This is a genomic window from Hydrogenophaga sp. 2FB (genome assembly GCF_005503365.1).
Classification (GTDB): Bacteria; Pseudomonadota; Gammaproteobacteria; order Burkholderiales; family Burkholderiaceae_C; genus Hydrogenophaga.
Genome location: NZ_SCML01000030.1, coordinates 17,437 through 37,670, shown reverse-complemented (window position 1 = coordinate 37,670; position 20,234 = coordinate 17,437). Strand labels below are relative to the sequence as shown.

General features: G+C 64.1%; 22 protein-coding genes. 4 read left to right on the top strand and 18 right to left on the bottom strand.

The window, feature by feature from the left end:
* Positions 1 to 25: 25 nt before the first annotated feature.
* From trpB to FFS09_RS17935, 4 genes are read left to right on the top strand one after another with little or no spacing between them, the layout of a single operon-like run.
* Entirely contained in the window at positions 26 to 1,294 is a 1,269-nt protein-coding gene (gene trpB / locus FFS09_RS17950) for a tryptophan synthase subunit beta (protein ID WP_137920267.1), read from the top strand.
* The gene (gene trpA, locus FFS09_RS17945; protein WP_137920266.1) at positions 1,291 to 2,100 is read left to right on the top strand and encodes a tryptophan synthase subunit alpha; all 810 of its coding nucleotides are present in this window, start codon (positions 1,291 to 1,293) and stop codon (positions 2,098 to 2,100) included. The genes trpB and trpA overlap by 4 nt, the downstream gene beginning before the upstream one ends.
* Positions 2,101 to 2,142: 42 nt before the next feature.
* Positions 2,143 to 3,021 (top strand): acetyl-CoA carboxylase, carboxyltransferase subunit beta, encoded by an 879-nt coding sequence (accD, locus tag FFS09_RS17940; protein ID WP_137920265.1) that lies wholly within the window; start codon positions 2,143 to 2,145, stop codon positions 3,019 to 3,021.
* Positions 3,018 to 3,704, top strand: a complete 687-nt coding sequence (locus FFS09_RS17935; RefSeq protein WP_137920264.1) for an LON peptidase substrate-binding domain-containing protein — start codon at positions 3,018 to 3,020, stop codon at positions 3,702 to 3,704. Before accD ends, FFS09_RS17935 begins: the two co-directional genes overlap by 4 nt.
* A gap of 31 nt (positions 3,705 to 3,735) precedes the next feature.
* Here the strand turns inward: FFS09_RS17935 and nagZ are convergent, their stop codons facing one another.
* From nagZ to fabD, 18 genes are all read right to left on the bottom strand, one after another.
* On the bottom strand, positions 3,736 to 4,830 hold the full coding sequence (gene nagZ, locus FFS09_RS17930) for a beta-N-acetylhexosaminidase (protein WP_137920263.1): 1,095 nt from the start codon (positions 4,828 to 4,830) through the stop codon (positions 3,736 to 3,738).
* 14 nt (positions 4,831 to 4,844) lie between these two features.
* Positions 4,845 to 5,237 (bottom strand): holo-ACP synthase, encoded by a 393-nt coding sequence (acpS, locus tag FFS09_RS17925; RefSeq protein ID WP_137920262.1) that lies wholly within the window; start codon positions 5,235 to 5,237, stop codon positions 4,845 to 4,847.
* Entirely contained in the window at positions 5,234 to 6,004 is a 771-nt protein-coding gene (locus FFS09_RS17920; protein ID WP_137920261.1) for a pyridoxine 5'-phosphate synthase, read from the bottom strand. Before FFS09_RS17920 ends, acpS begins: the two co-directional genes overlap by 4 nt.
* Entirely contained in the window at positions 6,001 to 6,819 is an 819-nt protein-coding gene (gene recO, locus FFS09_RS17915; RefSeq protein ID WP_137920260.1) for a DNA repair protein RecO, read from the bottom strand. The genes FFS09_RS17920 and recO overlap by 4 nt, the downstream gene beginning before the upstream one ends.
* A 36-nt stretch (positions 6,820 to 6,855) precedes the next feature.
* Positions 6,856 to 7,881, bottom strand: a complete 1,026-nt coding sequence (gene era / locus FFS09_RS17910; protein WP_137920259.1) for a GTPase Era — start codon at positions 7,879 to 7,881, stop codon at positions 6,856 to 6,858.
* A gap of 4 nt (positions 7,882 to 7,885) precedes the next feature.
* Positions 7,886 to 8,608 (bottom strand): ribonuclease III, encoded by a 723-nt coding sequence (gene rnc / locus FFS09_RS17905; RefSeq protein ID WP_137920258.1) that lies wholly within the window; start codon positions 8,606 to 8,608, stop codon positions 7,886 to 7,888.
* A gap of 43 nt (positions 8,609 to 8,651) precedes the next feature.
* The gene (locus tag FFS09_RS17900) at positions 8,652 to 9,005 is read right to left on the bottom strand and encodes a DUF4845 domain-containing protein (protein ID WP_502703742.1); all 354 of its coding nucleotides are present in this window, start codon (positions 9,003 to 9,005) and stop codon (positions 8,652 to 8,654) included.
* 22 nt (positions 9,006 to 9,027) lie between these two features.
* A complete protein-coding gene (lepB, locus tag FFS09_RS17895) occupies positions 9,028 to 9,993 on the bottom strand; it encodes a signal peptidase I (RefSeq protein WP_252374414.1) in 966 nt (321 codons plus the stop codon).
* A gap of 11 nt (positions 9,994 to 10,004) precedes the next feature.
* Positions 10,005 to 11,813 (bottom strand): translation elongation factor 4, encoded by a 1,809-nt coding sequence (gene lepA, locus FFS09_RS17890; protein ID WP_137920256.1) that lies wholly within the window; start codon positions 11,811 to 11,813, stop codon positions 10,005 to 10,007.
* Positions 11,814 to 12,320: 507 nt separating this feature from the next.
* The gene (locus tag FFS09_RS17885) at positions 12,321 to 13,811 is read right to left on the bottom strand and encodes a DegQ family serine endoprotease (protein WP_137920255.1); all 1,491 of its coding nucleotides are present in this window, start codon (positions 13,809 to 13,811) and stop codon (positions 12,321 to 12,323) included.
* 59 nt (positions 13,812 to 13,870) lie between these two features.
* Positions 13,871 to 14,965 (bottom strand): MucB/RseB C-terminal domain-containing protein, encoded by a 1,095-nt coding sequence (locus FFS09_RS17880; protein ID WP_137920254.1) that lies wholly within the window; start codon positions 14,963 to 14,965, stop codon positions 13,871 to 13,873.
* A gap of 6 nt (positions 14,966 to 14,971) precedes the next feature.
* Entirely contained in the window at positions 14,972 to 15,634 is a 663-nt protein-coding gene (locus FFS09_RS17875) for a sigma-E factor negative regulatory protein (protein WP_137920253.1), read from the bottom strand.
* A gap of 70 nt (positions 15,635 to 15,704) precedes the next feature.
* Positions 15,705 to 16,346 (bottom strand): RNA polymerase sigma factor RpoE, encoded by a 642-nt coding sequence (gene rpoE / locus FFS09_RS17870; protein WP_137920252.1) that lies wholly within the window; start codon positions 16,344 to 16,346, stop codon positions 15,705 to 15,707.
* A gap of 34 nt (positions 16,347 to 16,380) precedes the next feature.
* Positions 16,381 to 16,839: a hypothetical protein gene (locus FFS09_RS17865; RefSeq protein WP_137920251.1), complete on the bottom strand. Its 459-nt coding sequence runs from the start codon at positions 16,837 to 16,839 to the stop codon at positions 16,381 to 16,383.
* A gap of 35 nt (positions 16,840 to 16,874) precedes the next feature.
* Positions 16,875 to 18,119 (bottom strand): beta-ketoacyl-ACP synthase II, encoded by a 1,245-nt coding sequence (gene fabF, locus FFS09_RS17860; protein WP_137920250.1) that lies wholly within the window; start codon positions 18,117 to 18,119, stop codon positions 16,875 to 16,877.
* Positions 18,120 to 18,126: 7 nt separating this feature from the next.
* Positions 18,127 to 18,366 carry an acyl carrier protein gene (gene acpP, locus FFS09_RS17855; RefSeq protein WP_137920249.1) on the bottom strand — a complete coding sequence of 80 codons (240 nt, stop codon included), beginning with the start codon at positions 18,364 to 18,366 and terminating at the stop codon, positions 18,127 to 18,129.
* Between the two features lie 118 nt (positions 18,367 to 18,484).
* The gene (gene fabG / locus FFS09_RS17850; RefSeq protein ID WP_137920248.1) at positions 18,485 to 19,246 is read right to left on the bottom strand and encodes a 3-oxoacyl-ACP reductase FabG; all 762 of its coding nucleotides are present in this window, start codon (positions 19,244 to 19,246) and stop codon (positions 18,485 to 18,487) included.
* 14 nt (positions 19,247 to 19,260) lie between these two features.
* A complete protein-coding gene (gene fabD / locus FFS09_RS17845; protein ID WP_137920247.1) occupies positions 19,261 to 20,211 on the bottom strand; it encodes an ACP S-malonyltransferase in 951 nt (316 codons plus the stop codon).
* Positions 20,212 to 20,234: the final 23 nt, after the last annotated feature.

Below are 20,234 nucleotides of genomic sequence, written 5' to 3'. Positions count from 1 at the left end.
GATGGCAGTCGAACCGAGACACCCCATGCAGACCTACCAACAACCCGACGCCCGAGGCCATTTCGGCATCTACGGCGGCAGCTTTGTGAGCGAAACGCTCACGCATGCCATCAACGAACTGCGGGCGGCGTACGCGAAGTACCAGCACGACCCCGAGTTCCTCGCCGAATTCAAAAGCGAACTCGCGCACTTCGTGGGCCGGCCCAGTCCGGTCTACCACGCCGCGCGCACGAGCCGTGAAATCGGTGGCGCTCAGATTTTCCTGAAACGCGAAGACCTCAACCACACCGGTGCGCACAAGGTGAACAACACCATCGGGCAAGCCATGCTGGCGCGCCGCATGGGCAAGCCGCGCATCATTGCCGAAACCGGCGCGGGCCAGCATGGTGTGGCCACCGCCACGATCTGCGCGCGCTACGGCCTGGAATGCGTGGTGTACATGGGCAGCGAGGACGTGAAACGCCAAAGCCCCAACGTGTACCGCATGAAGCTGCTCGGTGCCACCGTCGTGCCCGTGGAAAGCGGCAGCAAGACGCTGAAGGATGCGCTGAACGAAGCCATGCGCGATTGGGTCGCGAACGTGGACAACACCTTCTACATCATCGGCACCGTGGCCGGACCGCACCCCTACCCCATGATGGTGCGCGACTTCCAGAGCGTGATCGGAGACGAGTGCCTGGTGCAGATGCCCGAGATGCTCCAGGCCGCAGGTTGTGTCGGCGAACAGCCCGACGCGGTGATCGCCTGCGTGGGCGGCGGCAGCAACGCCATGGGCATCTTCTATCCGTACATCGGACATGAAAAGACACGCCTGATCGGCGTGGAGGCCGCCGGCGAAGGGCTGGACAGCGGCAAGCACTCGGCCTCGCTGCAAATGGGCAGCCCCGGCGTGCTGCACGGCAACCGCACCTACGTGCTGCAGGACGACAACGGCCAGGTGACCGAGACCCACAGCATCAGCGCCGGTCTGGACTACCCCGGCGTCGGGCCCGAACACGCCTTCCTCAAGGACATCGGCCGTGCCGAGTACGTCGGCATCACCGATGCCGAAGCGCTCGCGGCCTTCCACCACCTCTGCCGCACCGAGGGCATCATCCCCGCCCTGGAATCGAGCCACGCCATGGCTTACGCCCTCAAGCTCGCCAAGACCATGAAACCCGATCAGTCGATTCTGGTCAACCTCTCAGGCCGCGGCGACAAGGACATCGGCACCGTGGCCGACCTTTCGGGCGTGGACTTTTACGACCGCCCTTCCATGCGCGGACACACCGTCAAAGGAGGCTCCGCGAAATGAGCCGCATTGAAAACACCTTCGCCCAACTCAAGGCCCAGAACCGAAAGGCCTTGATCCCCTACGTGACGGCCGGCTTTCCGTTTGCCGACATTACCCCCGACCTGATGCACGGCATGGCCGAAGCAGGCGCTGACGTCATCGAGCTCGGCGTGCCCTTCTCCGATCCATCGGCCGACGGCCCGGTGATCCAGAAAGCGGGCGACCGCGCGCTGGCCCTGGGCATCGGCATGGTGCAGGTGCTGGCCATGGTGCGCAGCTTTCGCGAGCGCAACACCACCACGCCGGTGGTGCTCATGGGTTATGCCAACCCGGTGGAGCGCTACGACCAGAAACACGGCGCTGGCGCCTTCGTGCGAGACGCTAGCGAAGCCGGCGTGGATGGCATTCTGGTGGTGGACTACCCGCCCGAAGAATGCGAAGACTTCGCCGCTGCGCTGCGCGAGCACGGCATGGACCTGATCTTCCTGCTGGCGCCCACCTCTACCGACGAACGCATGGCGCAGGTGGCGCGTGTGGCCAGCGGCTACGTGTACTACGTGTCGCTCAAAGGCGTGACGGGTGCTGGCACCCTGGACATCGGTCAGGTCGAGGCCATGTTGCCTCGCATCCGGGCGCACGTGAGCGTGCCGGTGGGCGTCGGCTTTGGCATTCGCGACCCCGAAACCGCGCGCGCCATTGGCCAGACCGCCGATGCGGTGGTGATCGGCAGCAAGATCATTCAATTGCTCGAGAACGAGCCGCACGAAAAAGTGGTGGCGGTCGCCATCCAGTTCCTTCGCACCATTCGAAAAGCGCTCGACGCATAATTCGCGTTGGCGCCCGCCGGCGCCGCCGCACGGAGAAAAACCATGTCCTGGCTCGAAAAACTGTTGCCCCCCAAGATCACCCCCACCAACCCCACCGAGCGCCGCAGCGTGCCCGAAGGTCTGTGGATCAAGTGCCCGAGCTGCGAAGCCGTGCTGTACAAGAACGACCTGGAAAAGAACCAGAACGTTTGCCCGCATTGCAGCCACCACCACCGCATCGGCGCGCGCGGCCGGCTCAACGCCTTTCTCGATGCCGAAGGCCGCTACGAGATCGCGCAGGAGGTGCTGCCTGTTGATGCGCTCAAGTTCAAGGACAGCCGCAAGTACCCCGAGCGCCTGAAAGACGCGCTGGAAACCACGGGCGAAACCGATGCGCTGGTGGTCATGGGCGGCGCGGTGCACGGCATCAGCCTGGTCGTGGCGTGTTTTGAGTTCGACTTCATGGGTGGCTCGATGGGCTCCGTGGTGGGCGAGCGCTTCGTGCGCGGCGTGGAAGAAGCCATCGCGCAGAAGGTGCCCTTCGTGTGCTTCACCGCCACGGGCGGTGCGCGCATGCAGGAAGGCCTGCTCTCGCTCATGCAGATGGCCAAAACCAATGCGGCCCTCACCCGTCTGGCCAAGAAGGGCCTGCCCTACATCAGCGTGCTCACCGACCCGACCATGGGCGGCGTGAGCGCGGGTTTCGCATTTTTGGGCGATATCGTGGTGGCCGAGCCCAGGGCCTTGATCGGCTTTGCCGGCCCGCGCGTGATCGAAAACACCGTGCGCGTGAAGCTGCCCGAAGGTTTTCAGCGCGCCGAGTTCCTGCAAACCAAGGGCGCGGTGGACTTCATCTGTGACCGGCGCGAACTTCGCTCCACCATCGCCAACAGCCTGGCGATGTTGCAGCGCCAGAGCGCGGACGCGGTGGTCAACGATTGAACTCCGCGCGGCCCGCCGAGGCCCTGACGCTGTCGCAACTGCCTTTGTTTCCGTTGCAGACAGTGTTGTTCCCGGGAGGCTGGTTGCCGCTGCGCATCTTCGAGGTGCGCTATCTCGACATGATCGGCCGCTGCCACAAGGCTGGCGCGCCTTTCGGCGTGGTCTGCCTGAGCGAAGGCAGCGAGGTGCGCCGGATCGACCCGGCCGCACCACCCTCGGGTGACGGTTTTGCCAAGGAAGTCTTTCACTCGGTGGGCACACTGGCCCAGATCGAGCACCTGGAGCGCCCTCAGCCCGGCTTGATGATGATCCGCTGCCGGGGTTTGCAGCGCTTCCAGGTGACGCGCCGCAGCCAGTTGCCGCATGGCCTCTGGATGGCCGATGTGCAGCTCGACGAGCCCGAGCCGGTGGTGCCGGTGCCCGAGCACCTCGTCAACACCCGCAGCGCGCTGCAACGCCTGCTGCTGAGCCTGCAGGAACGCCACCCGGACGCTATGGACCAACTCCCGCTGCAAGCGCCCTATCAGTGGGACGACAGCGGCTGGATCGCCAACCGCTGGGCCGAGCTGCTGCCCGCGCCGGTGGAACTCAAACAGCGCCTGATGACGCTGGACAATCCCTTGGTGCGCCTGGAGCTGGTGTCGGACCTGCTGGAGAAGCTGGGGCTCGACGGCGGCCCCTGACGTGAGGCCACGCGGGCCACGACAGACATCGTCAATCCGGCAGCAACGACAGCGCCTGCATATAGCGCTCGCTGACCATCAGCGCATCCCAACCGGGGGAAGCCAGGCGTGGCAACAGCGCCAGACGCCGCTCTTCGCTTGCCGCGCTCGGCTGCCAATGCCCCTGGAGCGCCGCCTGCGACAAGGCATCGATCGCTTCGTCGATCGGAGCGCCACCCTCCACCACCGACTGGTTGCACAGCAGCACCAGATCGCCACCCGCCGCGAGCGCAGCCAGCGCGGCCTCGGTAAAGCTCACCTCGCGGCCACCGATCTGACGCGCCGCGGCCATGCTCAGGTCGTCGCTGAAGATGGCGCCGGTGAAGCCGAGGCGCGCGCGCAGGATGTCTTGCAGCCAGCGCGACGAGAAACCTGCGGGGCGGCTGTCCACCTTGGGGTAGATCACGTGCGCGGGCATCACGGCCTGCAGACTGGCCGAGAGCCAGCCGTACGGCGCCGCATCTTCGGCGAGGATGGCCTTGAGGCTGCGCCGGTCCACGGGAATTGCCAGGTGCGAATCGGTTTTGACAAAACCGTGGCCGGGGAAATGTTTGCCGCAGTTGCCCATGCCGCTTTGCAGCAGACCGTGCATCAGGCTCTGCGCGAGCAGGCTGACCACGCGCGGATCGCGCGCGAAGGACCGGTCGCCGATCACAGAGCTTTCACCGTGGTCCAGGTCGAGCACGGGCGCAAAGCTCAGGTCCACGCCGCAGGCGCGCAGTTCGGCGCCGAGCACGAAACCGGTGGCCACCGCCGCGTTGGTCGCTTCGAGTGCGGGGGCGCCTTCGTATTCGCCGGCTTTCGCGGCACGCATCCACATCGCTCCCAGGCTGGCCATGGGCGGCAGGTGGGTGAAGCCATCGGTGCGAAAGCGCTGCACGCGCCCACCTTCGTGGTCGACCGCGATGAGCAAGTCGTGCCGCACGGTCTTGATCTGGCGGCACAGAACAGTGAGCTGTTCGCGGCTCTGCCAGTTGCGACCGAACAGGATGACACCGCCCACCAGCGGATGGGCGAGGCGCTGGCGGTCTGCGGTGGTCAGGCTGTGGCCGGCGACGTCGATGATGAGGGGAGCGTGTGCGTGCATAGGGGAGAAAGTGGTCAGTCGCGTTCCACCACCACGAAGCTCGCGGCGTAGTCGGTTTCGTCGGTCACGGTCACATGGGCACGCAGCCCTTGCGCTTCGAACCAGGTCTTGAGGTCGCCGTGCAGCACGATGACGGGCTGGCCGCTGGGCAGGTTGTTGATCTCGCAGCGCCGCCACGTCATCGGCAGGCGCATGCCCATGCCGACGGCCTTGGAGAACGCTTCCTTGGCCGAAAAACGGGTGGCCAGGTAACGCAGGCCGCGCTGGGGCCAACGCGCGCTGCGCTTTTGCCAGATGGCGAATTCGGCGTCGCTCAGCACCTTGCGCACAAAGCGTTCGCCCTGGCGCTGCAGCACGGCCTCTATGCGCCGGATGTCGCAGATGTCGGTGCCGATGCCGTAGATCATCGGGCGGCGCTGATGCAGTGGTTGTAGGCCGCGATGGTTTCGCTGTAGCCCAGCTCGAGCGCGTCCGCGATCAAGGCGTGGCCGATGGACACTTCGCTCACACCTGGCACCGTGCGCACGAAGGCCGTGAGGTTGTCGCGGTTGAGATCATGGCCTGCGTTCACGCCCAAGCCGAAGTCAAGCGCGGCCTGCGCGGCGGCGCGAAAGCGCTCCAGCTGTGCGTCTCGTTGCGGCGTGTGCCAGGCAGCGGCATAGGGCTCGGTATAGAGCTCGACGCGGTCGGCGCCGACCGCTTTCGCGCCCGCCATCTGGTCGGGCTCGGCGTCCATGAACAGGCTCACGCGCGCGCCCAGCGCCTGGGCCTCGGCGATCAGTGGGCGCAGGCGTTCGGCGTCGGCGGGAAAGTTCCAGCCATGGTCGCTCGTGAACTGGCCCTCGCTGTCGGGCACGAAGGTGACCTGCTGCGGCCGCACCGCGCGCACGAAACCCATGAGGTTGTGAAACGGGTTGCCTTCAATGTTGAATTCGCGATCCGGCCAGGCCTTGAGCAACTCGGCCAGGTCGTGCACATCGTGCGCACGGATGTGGCGCTCGTCCGGCCGTGGGTGCACCGTGATGCCGTGCGCGCCCGCCTGCAGGCACAGCGTGGCCGCGCGCGTGACCGACGGAATGCCCAGGTGGCGGGTGTTGCGCACCAGGGCGACCTTGTTGAGGTTGACCGACAGCGCGGTCGTCGAAGGCTGCGGGGTGCGGGGGGCCACGGTCATGGTGCGGTGGGTGTCGGTTGGGGTTCGGAAGGGACGTCCGCGTCGAGGCCAGTGGGTGGACGCTGCCGGGTCATGGCCTGCACGTCCAGCATCAACTGGCGCGTCTTGAACACGCGCACGCCGCAATGGTAGTGCAGCAGGTTGCGCAAGGGCAGCCGCAAGGCCTGCAGACACGCGGCGCAGGCGCGCAGCGTGGGAATGAAGGGCGCGGGCTGGTCCATGGCCGACTGCAAGTCCAGCCATTGTTCGCCGGTGAGCGCCTGGCTGTCGCCTTCCTGCGCAGGGCTCAGCCCGCTTTCTTGGCCGAGCACATAGCGTTGCTCCGGGTCGAGCTCGGTCAGTGTGCTGCTCTCGTGCGCGAGGTCGGGCAGCAAGCCAATGTCGCGCAGCAAGAGCAGCTCGAAGGCGCGAAGCACCAGTTGCTGCGCATCGCTTTTCTCCGCCAGCAACTGCACGGCGGTGGTGAAGTGGTCGAACAGGCGCTCGTGCGGATCGTCCCGCGCCAACAGGCGCATGAGCAACTCGTTGAGGTAACTGCCCGAAATCAGTGCCTCGCCAGTGGGCATGACGTGGCCGCCTTGCCAATGCGCGGCCTTCAGCGTTCGCACCTCCGCGTCACCCGACCAGGAAAGGTGCAACGGCTGCAAAGGCAACAACACGGGGCGGAACTGCGAGGTGGGGCGTTTCACGCCCTTGGCCACCAGGGCAATGCGGCCATGGTTGCGGGTGAAGACTTCCAGCACGAGGCTGGTTTCGCTCCAGTCGTAGCGGTGCAGAACGAAAGCCGGTTCGTCGGAGAAACGTTTCAGGGCCATGGCGTCCGGCGCGGGCGCGTCGAGGGGACGCGGAGCTTACTCGTAGCCGAACGAGCGCACGCGCGCATCGTCGTCGGCCCAGCCCGAACGCACCTTCACCCAGAGTTCCAGGAACACCTTGCAATCCCAGAGCTTCTCAAGCTCTTGCCGGGCTTCGGTGCCAATGCGCTTGAGCTTTTCACCCTTCTCGCCGATCACCATGCCCTTGTGGCCCTCGCGTTCGACCACGATGGTGGCGGCAATGCGTTTGAGCGCGCCCTCTTCCTCGAACTTGTCGATGATCACGGTCGAGGTGTAGGGCAGCTCGTCGCCGGTCAGGCGAAACAGTTTTTCGCGCACCATCTCCGCGGCCATGAAACGTTCGCTGCGGTCGGTCAGGTCGTCCGGATCGTGCATCCAGGGTTGCTGCGGCAGGTACTTTTCGCAAATGCCGAAAAGACGCTCGATGTCCTTGGAGGCTTTGGCCGACATGGGGACGAACTCGGCAAACGGGTGGCGCTCCTGCATCGAACGCAGCCATGGCGCCAGATCACCGCGCCGGTGCACCAGATCGAACTTGTTGGCCACCAGCATGGCGGGCACGTTGGCGGGCAACATGGACAGCGCCTTGGCATCGGCCAGATTGAAATGCCCGGCTTCGACCACGAAAAGAATCAGGTCGACGTCGTTCACCGCGCCCAGCACGGTCTTGTTCAGCGCCCGGTTGAGCGCGTTGCCATGGCGGGTCTGAAAGCCCGGCGTATCCACGAACACGAACTGGGTGGCGCCCAGCGTCCGAATACCGGTGATGCGGTGGCGCGTGGTCTGGGCCTTGCGCGAGGTGATGCTGACCTTCTGCCCCACCAGCGCGTTGAGCAAGGTGGACTTGCCCACGTTGGGTTTGCCGACGATGGCCACGTAGCCGCAACGCTGTGCGGCAACGTCCACAGGCTCGGCAGCGGCGGCCTCTTCGGCCGGGGTGGCTGCTGGGCCAGCAGGACTGGCAGCGTCCTTGCCCAGCACCTGCGCCAGCATGGCGTCCAGATCGGGATTGGCGGACGGGGGAACGGGAGAGGCGGGCATGTGTTCAGCGCGGTTGCTGGTCGGTTGAGGAAGCGTTTCTGGACGGCGCCGATGCGGCGGTGAGGTGTTGGAACATGGCGGCGGCAGCGGCCTGCTCGCCCGCCCGGCGCGACGCACCGATGCCACGTTCGCTGTGCCCGGTTTCGGTGACGGTGCACTCCACGTCAAACGTCTGCTTGTGCGCCTCACCAAGCGTGGCCACCACACGGTAGACAGGCAGCTTCATTTTGCGCGCCTGCAGCCACTCCTGCAATTCGGTCTTCGGGTCTTTGCCCATGGCGCTCATTTGCGCATTGAGCTCGATGTTGCTGTACATCCGGTGCACCAGTGCCGCAGCGACTTCAAAGCCCGCGTCGAGGTACACCGCACCGATAAGCGCCTCCAGCGCGTCCGCCAGGATGGAAGGCCGCTTGTGCCCGCCCGAGCGCTTTTCACCGTCGCCCAGACGCAGCCCGGTCGCCAGCCCCAGGCCGGAAGCGATCTGGAACAAGGTGTCCTGCTTGACGAGGTTCGCGCGCACCCGGGACAGATCGCCTTCGGGCAACTGACTGAGTTTCTCGAACAACAAGCCGGAGACCGCAAGACTCAGCACCGAATCACCGAGAAACTCCAGCCGTTCGTTGTGATCGGCAGAGAAGCTCCGGTGCGTCAGCGCACGTTCAAGCAAACGCGGATTGGCAAAGGTGTGTTGAAGGCGCTTTTGCAGCGCCAGAAGTTCGGGACTCAAATGGGCCAGCGCCTGCCAGGACGCTGCCGGTCCGCCTCGTGGGTCATTTCGATCGGCCTTCGTACTTCATCACCAGGTGAGCGGGGCCCGCAAGATGGATTTCGCGGGTGTAGGCATACGACACCACCACACGGTCGCCCTCTTTGCCCACGGTCAGGTCCTTGCCGGTGATGGTTCGGATGTCGTCGATCTGGGCGGCTTTGTCAAAGATGGTGCGCACCTCGGCCACCGTGGAGCCAGCGGCGGCTTTCTCGGCCGCCTTCTGAACGGCGAGGTACTCGATGTAGGTAGGCGCCACCTGCGCCAGCACCACACCCGAGTAGACGATCACCACGCCCACGATGAGCAGGCCGACAAACGTCAGGCCTTGTTGTTGCCGCTTCAGTTTCATAGCCATCACTCTCCTGAGACTCGCTGGTTTACTCAAACGATCCGATTCGACCAAGGTCGCCGAAATTCATCCAGACAAAGAACGCCTTGCCGACGATGTTGGCCTCGGGGACGAAGCCCCAGTAGCGTGAATCGAGGGAATTGTCGCGATTGTCGCCCATCATGAAATAGTGACCTGCGGGCACCTTGCAGGTCACGCCCTCGACGGAGTAGCGGCAGTGATCGAGGAACGGAAAGTCGGTGGTGCGGTTGATGAAGGCGGCGCGATCGTCGTCGTTGAGGGTGTTGTAGCTGCGCGTGCCGATGGTTTCGCGGAACTGGCGCGCGTAGCGCATGCTCTCGTTGTCAAAGAAGTCGGGCAGCGCTGCGCGCGGCACTGGCTTGCCGTTCACCGTGAGTTGCTTGTTCTGGTAGGCCACCTCGTCGCCCGGAACGCCGATCACCCGCTTGATGTAGTCCAGGCTGGGCTGTGGCGGGTAGCGAAACACCATCACGTCGCCGCGCTGAGGGCTGTGGTTGTCGATCAGCTTGGTGTTGAACACCGGCAGGCGCACGCCGTAGTGGAATTTGTTGACCAGAATGAGGTCCCCCACGCGCAGCGTGGGGATCATGGAGCCGGACGGGATCTTGAACGGTTCGTACAGAAACGAGCGCAGCACGAACACCGCGAGAATCACCGGAAACAAACCCGCGGTCCAGTCCAGCCACCAGGGCTGCGCGAGCAGTTTCTGGCGGGCCGTGTCCACGTCACCTTCAATGTGGGTGAAGCCTTGCTTGAGCAGGGCTGCCTTGCGCACGTTGTGCTCCTCCAGCAACTGCTGTGCGGCGCGCCGGCGCTGGGGCAGGAACACCAGTTTTTCGGCGATCCAGTACACGGCGGTCACGATGGTGGCCAACATCAGGAGCACCGCGAAGTTGCCTTCGAGCAAGCCGGTGTACCAGGCGCCGGCGTAAGCGGCCAGCGCCGCCAGGATCACGGCAGTGACCGTTCCCATGACCGCCTGCATCAGTCCTGCACCTGCAAAATCGCGAGGAACGCCTCTTGGGGCACTTCGACTGAGCCGATCTGTTTCATGCGCTTCTTGCCTGCTTTCTGTTTTTCGAGAAGTTTTCGTTTGCGCGAAATGTCGCCACCGTAGCATTTTGCCAGCACGTTCTTGCGCAGCGCCTTGATGGTTTCGCGGGCAATCACGTTGCCGCCGATGGCGGCCTGAATGGCCACATCGAACATCTGGCGGCTGATGATCTCACGCATCTTGGCCACCACCGCGCGGCCGCGGTACTGCGACTGCGTGCGGTGCACGATGATGGACAAGGCGTCGACCTTCTCGCCGTTGAGCAGGATGTCGACCTTCACCACATCGGATGCGCGGTACTCCTTGAATTCGTAGTCCATGGACGCGTAGCCACGGCTCACCGACTTCAGCTTGTCGAAGAAGTCGAGCACGATTTCGCCCAGCGGCATGTCGTAGGTCAGCATGACCTGCTTGCCGTGGTAGGCCATGTTGAGCTGCAAGCCACGCTTCTGGTTGGCCAGCGTCATCACAGCGCCGACGTACTCCTGCGGCATGTAGAGATGCACCGTGACGATGGGCTCGCGGATCTCTTCGAGTCGACCCTGGTCGGGCATCTTGGACGGGTTCTCGACCATCATGACCTCGCCGTCGGGCTTGACCACCTGATACACCACACTGGGCGCGGTGGTGATGAGGTCCTGGTCGAACTCGCGCTCCAGTCGCTCCTGCACGATCTCCATGTGCAACAAGCCCAGGAAGCCGCAGCGGAAGCCGAAGCCCAACGCCTGCGACACCTCGGGCTCGTAGTGCAGCGAGGCGTCGTTGAGTTTGAGTTTTTCCAGCGCGTCGCGCAGGCCGTCGTATTGGTTGGCCTCCGTGGGATAGAGGCCGGCAAACACCTGGGGCTGCACTTCCTTGAAGCCCGGCAGGGCTTCGGCGGCAGGACCGGCATTGTTGGGCAGCTTTTTCTCCAGCGTGATGGTGTCACCCACCTTGGCCGCTTGCAGTTCCTTGATGCCGGCGATGATGAAGCCCACCTCTCCGGCCTCCAACGATTCACGGGATTCGTTCGCTGGCGTGAAGACGCCCAGGTTGTCAGCGTTGTAGACCGTGTTGGTCGCCATCATCTTGAAGCGCTCGCCCTTGAGCAGGCGGCCGTCCACCACGCGCACCAGCATCACCACACCCACATAGGCGTCGTACCAGCTGTCCACGATCATGGCGCGCAGTGGCGCATCGGGACTGCCCTTGGGCGACGGGATACGCGCGACCACCGCTTCCAGAATGTCTTCCACGCCCATGCCGGTCTTGGCCGAACACGGAATGGCGTCGGTGGCGTCGATGCCGATCACATCCTCGATCTCGCTCTTGGCGTTCTCTGGATCGGCGTTGGGCAGGTCCATCTTGTTGAGCACCGGGACCACTTCCACGCCGAGGTCGAGCGCGGTGTAGCAGTTCGCCACCGTCTGCGCTTCCACACCCTGGCTGGCGTCCACCACGAGCAAGGCACCTTCGCAAGCAGACAACGAGCGCGACACCTCATAAGAGAAGTCGACGTGCCCGGGCGTGTCGATCAGATTGAGGTTGTAGACCTTGCCATCGCGCGCCTTGTACTTCAGTGCGGCGGTTTGCGCCTTGATGGTGATGCCGCGCTCTTTCTCGATGTCCATCGAGTCGAGTACCTGCTCGCTCATCTCGCGATCGGTCAAGCCACCGCACAGAGAGATGATGCGATCAGCGAGCGTGGACTTGCCATGGTCAATATGCGCGATGATCGAAAAATTGCGGATGTGATTCATCAAGAAGACGGCTCGGACACAGGAAAAACCGCAGGTTCACAAGGAACGCGCGGCCATAAAAAAGGGCGCGTCAGCTGCTGACGCGCCCGTAACCAACAATCAATGGCAACTGCGATAGTTGGGGTTTCATTGTAGGCAAAAAGCCCGGAATGCACACCACAGAACCACCGCATTTGCCTTGTCGCAGCGCAGCAACAGCCAAGTTATACACAGATCATCCACAGCATTTTTGAACAACCTGTGAGACGACTGTGGATGACCTGGGGGCTTCTTCGGGCACTCCCACATCGTGGGTTGAAGGAGCTTGTCGTCACGGGAATCTGTTCAGAATGGGCGCCATTTTAGCGAATTCGGTCATGAGATCCGCAATGGTCGTGAGCAATCACTAACAAAATACCGGTCATCGCCACCTGAGGATCAGGAAAACCCGGTGTGGCGAATAGGCCACCCCCATGAAAAAACCCCCAATCCCAATCGAGACGGGGGGTTATTGGCCCAAAACGCGGCTCAGCGTGGTGCGCGGATCACCGCATATTGCGCCCACTCTCCGCGGCGGAACAACACGTTGATGGGGCGTGTCTTGTCGACTTTGCCCAGTGCGGCTTCGACGTCCTTGACGCTGGCGGTCTCGGCGTTGGCGATGGCCACGATCACGTCGCCCTCGCGCAGACCCGCACGGGCGGCCGGGCCTTCGGCCGACGCAACGCGTACACCGCCCTTGAGGTTGAGCTCCTTCTTTTCCGCAGCGGTCAACTCAGCCAGACTCAACCCCAATGTCTGCAGCACATTGCTCGACTGCGCCTTGGGCGGCTCGGGCGTCGTGGTGCGGGCGGCAGAGCGCTCGGGCTCGAGCTCCGCCACGGTGATCGCCAGTTCGCGCTGGCTGCCCCGACGAAACACCGTCATGCTGCTCTTGTTGCCAGGTTTGGTGTTGCTGACCAAGCGAGGCAGATCGATCGACTTGTCGATCTCCTTGCCATCGAACTTCAGGATGATGTCGCCCGGCTCCACGCCGGCCTTGGCGGCTGGGGAGTTCGGCTCCACACCACGCACCAGCGCGCCCTTGGGTTGGCCCAGCCCGATCGACTCGGCCACGTCCTTGCTGACCTGATCGATCTGCACGCCGATGCGCCCACGCGTCACGCGGCCCGTGGCGCGGAGCTGGTCCGACACGCGCACCGCTTCATCGATCGGGATCGCGAACGAAATACCCTGGAAGCCACCCGAGCGCGAATAGATCTGGCTGTTGATGCCCACCACCTCGCCACGCATGTTGATGAGTGGCCCCCCCGAGTTGCCCGGATTGATGGCCACGTCGGTCTGGATGAAAGGCAGGAAGTCGCCGGTGTCGCGCTGCTTGGCGCTCACGATGCCGGCGGTCACGGAGTTCTCCAGGCCAAACGGCGAGCCGATCGCCATGACCCACTCGCCCACCCGCAGGCGATTGATGTCGCCGATCTTCACGGCCGTCAATCCGGTCACGTCAATCTTGACCACGGCCACATCGGTGCGTTTGTCCGCGCCCACCAGCTTGGCCTTGAATTCGCGCTTGTCCGGCAAGGTGACGATGAGTTCGTCGGCGCCCTCGACCACGTGCGCGTTGGTCATGATGAGGCCGTCGGCGCTCAGAATGAAACCGGACCCGACGCCACGAGGCTGCGCTTCTTCGGAGGGCGCGCGGTCGGGGCGCGGGCTGCGCGGTGTCATGCCGGGCGGAATCGGGATGCCAAAGCGCTTGAAGAACTCGAGCATCTGCTCGTCGGGGCTTGTACCGCCAGTGCCGTCCCGGCTGGCACGCTCCAGCGTGCGGATGTTGACCACCGAAGGGCCGACCACGTCCACCAGATCGGTGAAGTCGGGCAAGCCGCGCACACTGGCCGCCGGCGGGACGGTCGGCACGACCTGGGCCCCGGCGGGTGAATGCAGCATGAAGCCAGCACCGCCGACAGCGACCAGCAAGGCCATCAGCGGGGTTCGGACAGAGCGGATGTGCGCCATGTGGATCCTTTACACAAATACAGATGCTGGAAAGCAAGCGCGCCGCTGGCGTGACGCCCTCACGGGCGCGTTCGCTCCAGCGACAGGGCAAAACGGCGCAGGGTAGCGGGAGGCACCTCCCCCAGTACGGTCAGCCAATGGTCGCCCACGCGGCGGTTGACCGAGTGCGTCGCACCCACCACCGCCGACGATTCCGCTGTGTGGCGCTGCGGATCAAAAGGCTCGACGAACAGCGAGACCGAAGCCAGGCCATCGGAGAACACCCATTGCATGGGCGCCGTGCCCGGGCTCTGCGCAGCGGCTCCGGCGACCTCACGCGTGTGACAGCTCATGGGCGTGAAGCCCGGGACGGGCTCGCTCAAGCGCCACCCCTCCGCTTCGGCCGTCGTCTTCTTCAGAACCGGCTTGTGCACGTCGTAGCCCCGCGTGTCTTTCATGAGCCGCTTGAGCTTGTCCATGCTGACCGGCGCGTCCATCTGCAATTCGGAGAACGCCACCTGCTCCAGCACGGCGCCCTGTCCACCGAGGGTCTGCAGCTTCACCACTAGACCGGATTGCTGCTCCGACCAGATGCGGTAACCAAAACGGAGATCGTCGCGCGGCAGGAGTTCCACCATGTCGGCCAGATGGCCCGCCACCCGCTGCGCACCGATCTCGCGCACGCTGTAGAACTGCGCAATCTGGTTGCCGGGCTTGCCGAGAAACTCCGGGAACATGCCCAACGACTCCCGCTTTTCCACGAACGCGGTTTTTGATTCGGGCACGAAGGTGATGACCTCCTTGTTGCGGCGAATCGTGGTCCGGGGCGTCCCCGTGAGTGTGTCGATGCGCTCCATCTGCTGCGAGCCGTCGCACACATGCCAGATCTTCGAAGCCGACATGGCCGCCCCCGCCGATACCACCAGTGTGCCAACGTAGGCGCGCCGTTGCGAGGCCTCGTGCAAACGCGTGAGCCACTCGTTGACACTGCGTGTCTGGTCCGTTGCTGCGGGGGTGCTCTGCTGCCCATGCACGGGAATCATGAATCCCGAAGCCAGCGCGACCAGCGCCGCCGCACTCCAGCGCCGAATACCCGGCCGCTCACGCAACGGAAGGTGCCGCAATGCCGAGCGGACATCGGAGTGGCGAAAGGACAGGGGCAAGGCAAACGTCATGGATTCTCAACGTCCTGCGGCGTCGTAGGTGGCACTGCGAATGAATCCCGTGGGCATCTGCAGCGCAGACATACCGCCATTCTGGCGATGCTCGGCCAACAGTTCCTCGAGGCGGGCGTCTCGGATCAAGGGCCCTTGCCCCGTGTTCACCACCACCGTGGTGGACGGCGGCACTGACGACGCTGTCGCGGCGGCAGGGGCAGGCGCTGCCGCCAGTTGCGGGGCGGCGGCGCCAGAACCCGAAGGCGCACCACTCAAGACCGTCCAGCTGATCGCCATCACCGCCGCCAGCGAAGCCAGGCCCGCCACAAGCTGCCAACGGAAGACCGCATCGTTTGCGGCAGGCTCGCGCGCAGGCACCGAGTGTGCTGCGGGCAGCATGACCGGCATCGCTTCGGATCGGAGTCGCGCGCGCACGCCGGAGAGGAAATCGCTGGGCGCTTGTGCAACGCTGGCCGCTGCGCTGTCGCCACGCAGCACGTCACCGATCACCTGGTAGCTGTGCCATTTCACAAGCACTTCCGCAGTGTCGGTTTCCGACGCAAACCATGCTGCAAGCTGCTCGTCGTCGGCCTCGCCGTCCACCAATGCGGACAACACATGCTCCGGCGAACGACTGCCAGCGTCTTCCTGAGACTGAGGATTCAAACTGACTTGTACGGCATTCATGATGACTTCCTGAACTTCCCAAATTCACTGGGCCAGTGGCGGCCATTGTGCGTGGCGCGCCCTGCCTCTCCTACCAGCGTTTACCTGTCTGGCGCTCGAGCATCGGTTTGATGCGCCCCGAAATGGCCTCACGCGCCCGGAATATCCGGGAACGCACGGTGCCGATAGGACATTCCAGTGCGGTAGCGATTTCTTCGTAGCTCATGCCCTCGATTTCTCGCAGGGTGATCGCCATGCGCAACTCTTCGGGCAGCGCATCCATGGCGGCATTGACCGCCTGGGCGATTTCCTTGCTGGCCAATACCGCCTCGGGCGTCTCGGAATCAGCCGCTCCAGAATTTAGTTCGCGTTCTGGCGCGGAAGTTTCATCGTCGTCCCCGGATTTCATTTGCGACTGGAAAACCAGCGGATCGCGCTTGAGCTCCAGGAGCTGCTTCTTGGCCGTGTTGACCGCAATGCGGTACAGCCAGGTGTAGAACTGGGCATCGCCACGGAACTGGGCAAGTGCGCGGTAGGCACGAATGAAGGTTTCCTGGGCGATGTCCTGCACCAGGTCCGCGTCGCGCACCATGCGCCCGATCAGGCGCTCCACCCGGCGCTGGTACTTCACGACCAGCATTTCGAACGCGCGCTGCTCCCCCGCGAGCGTGCGCTGCACCAGCATGACGTCGCTGTCGGGCGGCTGAGGAGCGGTGTGGTCTTCGGGTGTCATGCGCGCGGAAATATAACCCAGGGGTTTGTGGTCTTCAGGTATGGGCCACCAGCGCACGGCGCAAGTCACGCCAGCGCACGGGGTCACGAACCCGTTCCACCCAGACCCAGCGCGTGAGCGCGTCGGCGCTGTGGAGACACAACAGGACATGGTTTTGCAGATCGATCATGCTCTCCACCCGCTGCAACGGGGTCCCTTCGGGAGACGACGCGCTGCGCCACAACCAGGCCCCGGGCTTTGCGTCCTTTTGCGTCGGGGCAGCCACATCCCATCGCAACTGCCCCACCGGCGAGCGCCACCAGCTCCACGCGGCGAAGGCCAGCCACAGCAACCACGCGACGGCGCCCAACCAGCCTGGCCAGACACGGCGCGGCTCAACGCCGGCCATCCACACGCCAAGCACCGCAGCACCCGACACGGCCAGCACCATCAACACCCACGCGTAAAAACGGCAACGCCCCACCGGGTATGTCACCGACGGGGCGCTGGTCATGCGAATCGAAAAGGTTGATCAGAGCAGCGATGCGTTCAGACGCGCCGGAACACCAGCGTGCCGTTGGTCCCGCCGAAGCCGAAATTGTTCTTCACGGCCACGTCGATCTTCAGGTCCCGTGCGGTATTGGCACAGTAGTCCAGATCACACTCCGGGTCCTGGTTGAAGATGTTGATGGTCGGCGGCACCTTCTGGTGGTGGAGCGACAGCACGGTGAACACCGATTCGATGCCTCCCGCACCCCCCAGCAAGTGGCCCGTCATCGATTTCGTCGAACTGACCACCATCTTCTTGGCATGGTCGCCCAGCGCGGCTTTGATGGCGTTCGTTTCGTTGATGTCACCCAGCGGCGTGGAGGTGCCGTGCGCGTTCAGGTAGTCCACCTGGTCCGCGTTGACACCCGCATTGCGCATCGCGCTCACCATGGCTCGGCGAGGGCCGTCCATGTTCGGCGCCGTCATGTGACCGGCGTCGGCACTCATGCCAAAGCCACCCAACTCTGCGTAGATCTTCGCGCCGCGTGCCTTGGCGTGTTCGTACTCTTCCAGCACCATGACGCCCGCACCTTCTCCCAGAACGAAACCGTCCCGGTCCTTGTCCCAGGGACGCGATGCCGTCTTCGGATCGTCGTTGCGGGTCGACAGGGCGCGCATCGCGGCAAAGCCGCCGATGCCCAGAGGCGACACCGTGGCTTCGGAGCCCCCCGCGATCATCACGTCGGCATCGCCGTACTCGATCATGCGACCCGCCTCACCAATGCAGTGAAGGCCGGTGGTGCAGGCCGTGACGATGGCGATGTTCGGGCCCTTGAACCCGAACTTCATCGACACATGGCCCGAGATCATGTTGATGATCGAAGCCGGCACGAAGAACGGCGTGATGCGCCGCGGCCCCCGATTGGTCAACTCGGTGTGCGTCTCCTCGATCAGCGGCAAGCCGCCAATGCCGGAGCCGATCACGCAACCGATGCGGGTTGCCTGCTCGTCGCCCAATTGGTCGCCCACGGGAAGCCCCGAGTCTGCGACCGCCTGCATGGCAGCGGCTACGCCGAAATGGATGAAGGTATCCATCGTCCGCGCTTCTTTGGCGGTGAGGTACTCATCCAGGTTGAACCCTTTGACCTCTCCCGCAAACTTGCAGGCGAAGTTCGATGCGTCGAACCTCGTGATGAAATCAATACCGGACTGTCCGGCCAGGAGGTTGGCCCAGGAATCCGCCACCGTGTTGCCCACGGGGCTGATGCAACCCAGGCCGGTCACGACGACACGGCGACGGCTCATCGGGGCTTCAGGCTTTCTGGTTGGCCATCGCGTAGTCGATGGCTTTCTGGACCGTGGTGATCTTTTCGGCTTCCTCGTCGGGGATCTCGATACCGAACTCGTCTTCCAGTGCCATCACCAGTTCAACCGTGTCCAGCGAATCGGCACCCAGGTCGGCCACAAAGGCCTTTTCGTTCGTGACCTGCCCCTCTTCCACACCGAGTTGTTCGGCAATGATTTTCTTAACGCGTGCTTCGATATCGCTCATAGGTCCCTCTGAGGGTGGTTGAAATACAGTCCGCCATTTTAGCCGTGCCGGGGTGAATGCCCTCCAGACGGCCCGCCGGGCGGCTGACGCGGCGCAAAAATCGAAAATGCCTGCGGATTCAGGACATGAACATGCCGCCGTTGACGTGCAATTCCTGTCCCGTCACATAGGCCGCCTGCGGGCTGGCCAGATAGGCCACGGCGTGTGCAATGTCCGCGGGTTTGCCCAGATGGCCCAACGGAATCTGCCCCAGCAATGCTTTTTGCTGTTCTTCGGGCAACGCAGCCGTCATGTCGGTTTCGATGAAGCCGGGAGCGACGCAGTTCACCGTGATGCTGCGGCTGCCGAGCTCGCGCGCCAACGCGCGCGTCATGCCGGCCACGCCGGCCTTGGCGGCCGCATAGTTGGCCTGTCCCGCATTGCCCGAAGCACCCACCACACTGGTGATGCTGATGATGCGACCATAGCGCTGCTTCATCATCGGGCGGATGGCTGCACGGCTCATGCGGAACACGGCCTTGAGGTTGGTGTCGAGCACCGCATCCCAATCGCCGTCTTTCAAACGCATGGCCAACATGTCGCGCGTGATGCCGGCGTTGTTTACCAGCACCTGCAGCCCTCCGTGGGTCTTGACGATCTCGTCGATCAAAGCCTCTGCGGCGGCCGCGTCGTTCACATCCAGCTTCGCACCACGGCAACCACCGACCGCACCGGGCACCGCAGCCAGCGCAGCGCCAATCTTGGCCGCGCCGTCATCACTGGTGGCGGTGCCGATCACCGTCAGGCCACGGGCTGCCAATTCCGTTGCGATGGCCGCGCCAATGCCGCGCGAGGCGCCAGTCACCAAGGCCACCTGGCCCGCAAATTTGATTTCAGACATGGTTTCTCCAAGCGTCAGGCCAGCAGGGCCTTGACCTCTGCGAGTGTCGCAGGATCGAACAGTGCCGCACCGGTCAGCGTCGGGTCCACGCGCTTGACCATCGCGGTCAGCACCTTGCGCGGACCACACTCGACCACCGTATCGATGCCACGGGCCTTGATCGCGCCCACACACTCTACCCAGCGCACGGGCCCGAAGGCCTGGCGGTACAAGGCATCACGGATGCGGTCCGGGTCGGACTCGACCGCCACATCGATGTTGTTGACCACCGGAATCTGCGGTGCAAGGAACACAGTGGCAGCGAGTTTTTCCTTGAGCTTTTCCGCCGCGGGCTTCATCAGACTCGAATGGAAAGGCGCTGAAACCGGCAAAGGCAGCGTCCGCTTGGCGCCCTGCGCCTTCAGCACTTCACACGCCTTGTCGACGGCAGCCTTGCTGCCGGCAATCACGGTTTGCACGGGGTCGTTGTAGTTCACCGCCTCCACCACCTCGGCACTGCCCGGCCCGAAGCTCGCCTGGGCCTCTTTGCATCCGGCCGCCACGGCATCGGCACTGAGTCCCAGTACCGCGGCCATCGCACCCGTTCCCGCGGGCACGGCATCCTGCATGGCCTGCGCACGGAAGCGCACCAGTGGAACGGCCTGCGCCAGCGTCAGAGTGCCTGCCGCCACCAGCGCGGAATATTCGCCCAGCGAATGCCCTGCGACAGCCGCCGGCAAGGCGCCGCCCTCCGAACGCCAGACGCGCCACGCGGCGATGCCCGCTACCAGCATCACCGGCTGGGTGTTGACGGTCATGGCCAGCACGTCAGCCGGTCCTTCGTGGATCAGCTTGCCGATGTCTTCGCCCATGGCGTCCGAGGATTCCTTCAGCGTCTCCACCACAGCGGGGTGATCGGCCCATGCATCGAGCATGCCCACGGCTTGAGAACCCTGGCCAGGGAACACAAAAGCAAAATTCTTCATGAGGTATCTGTTTCTGAGAAGAG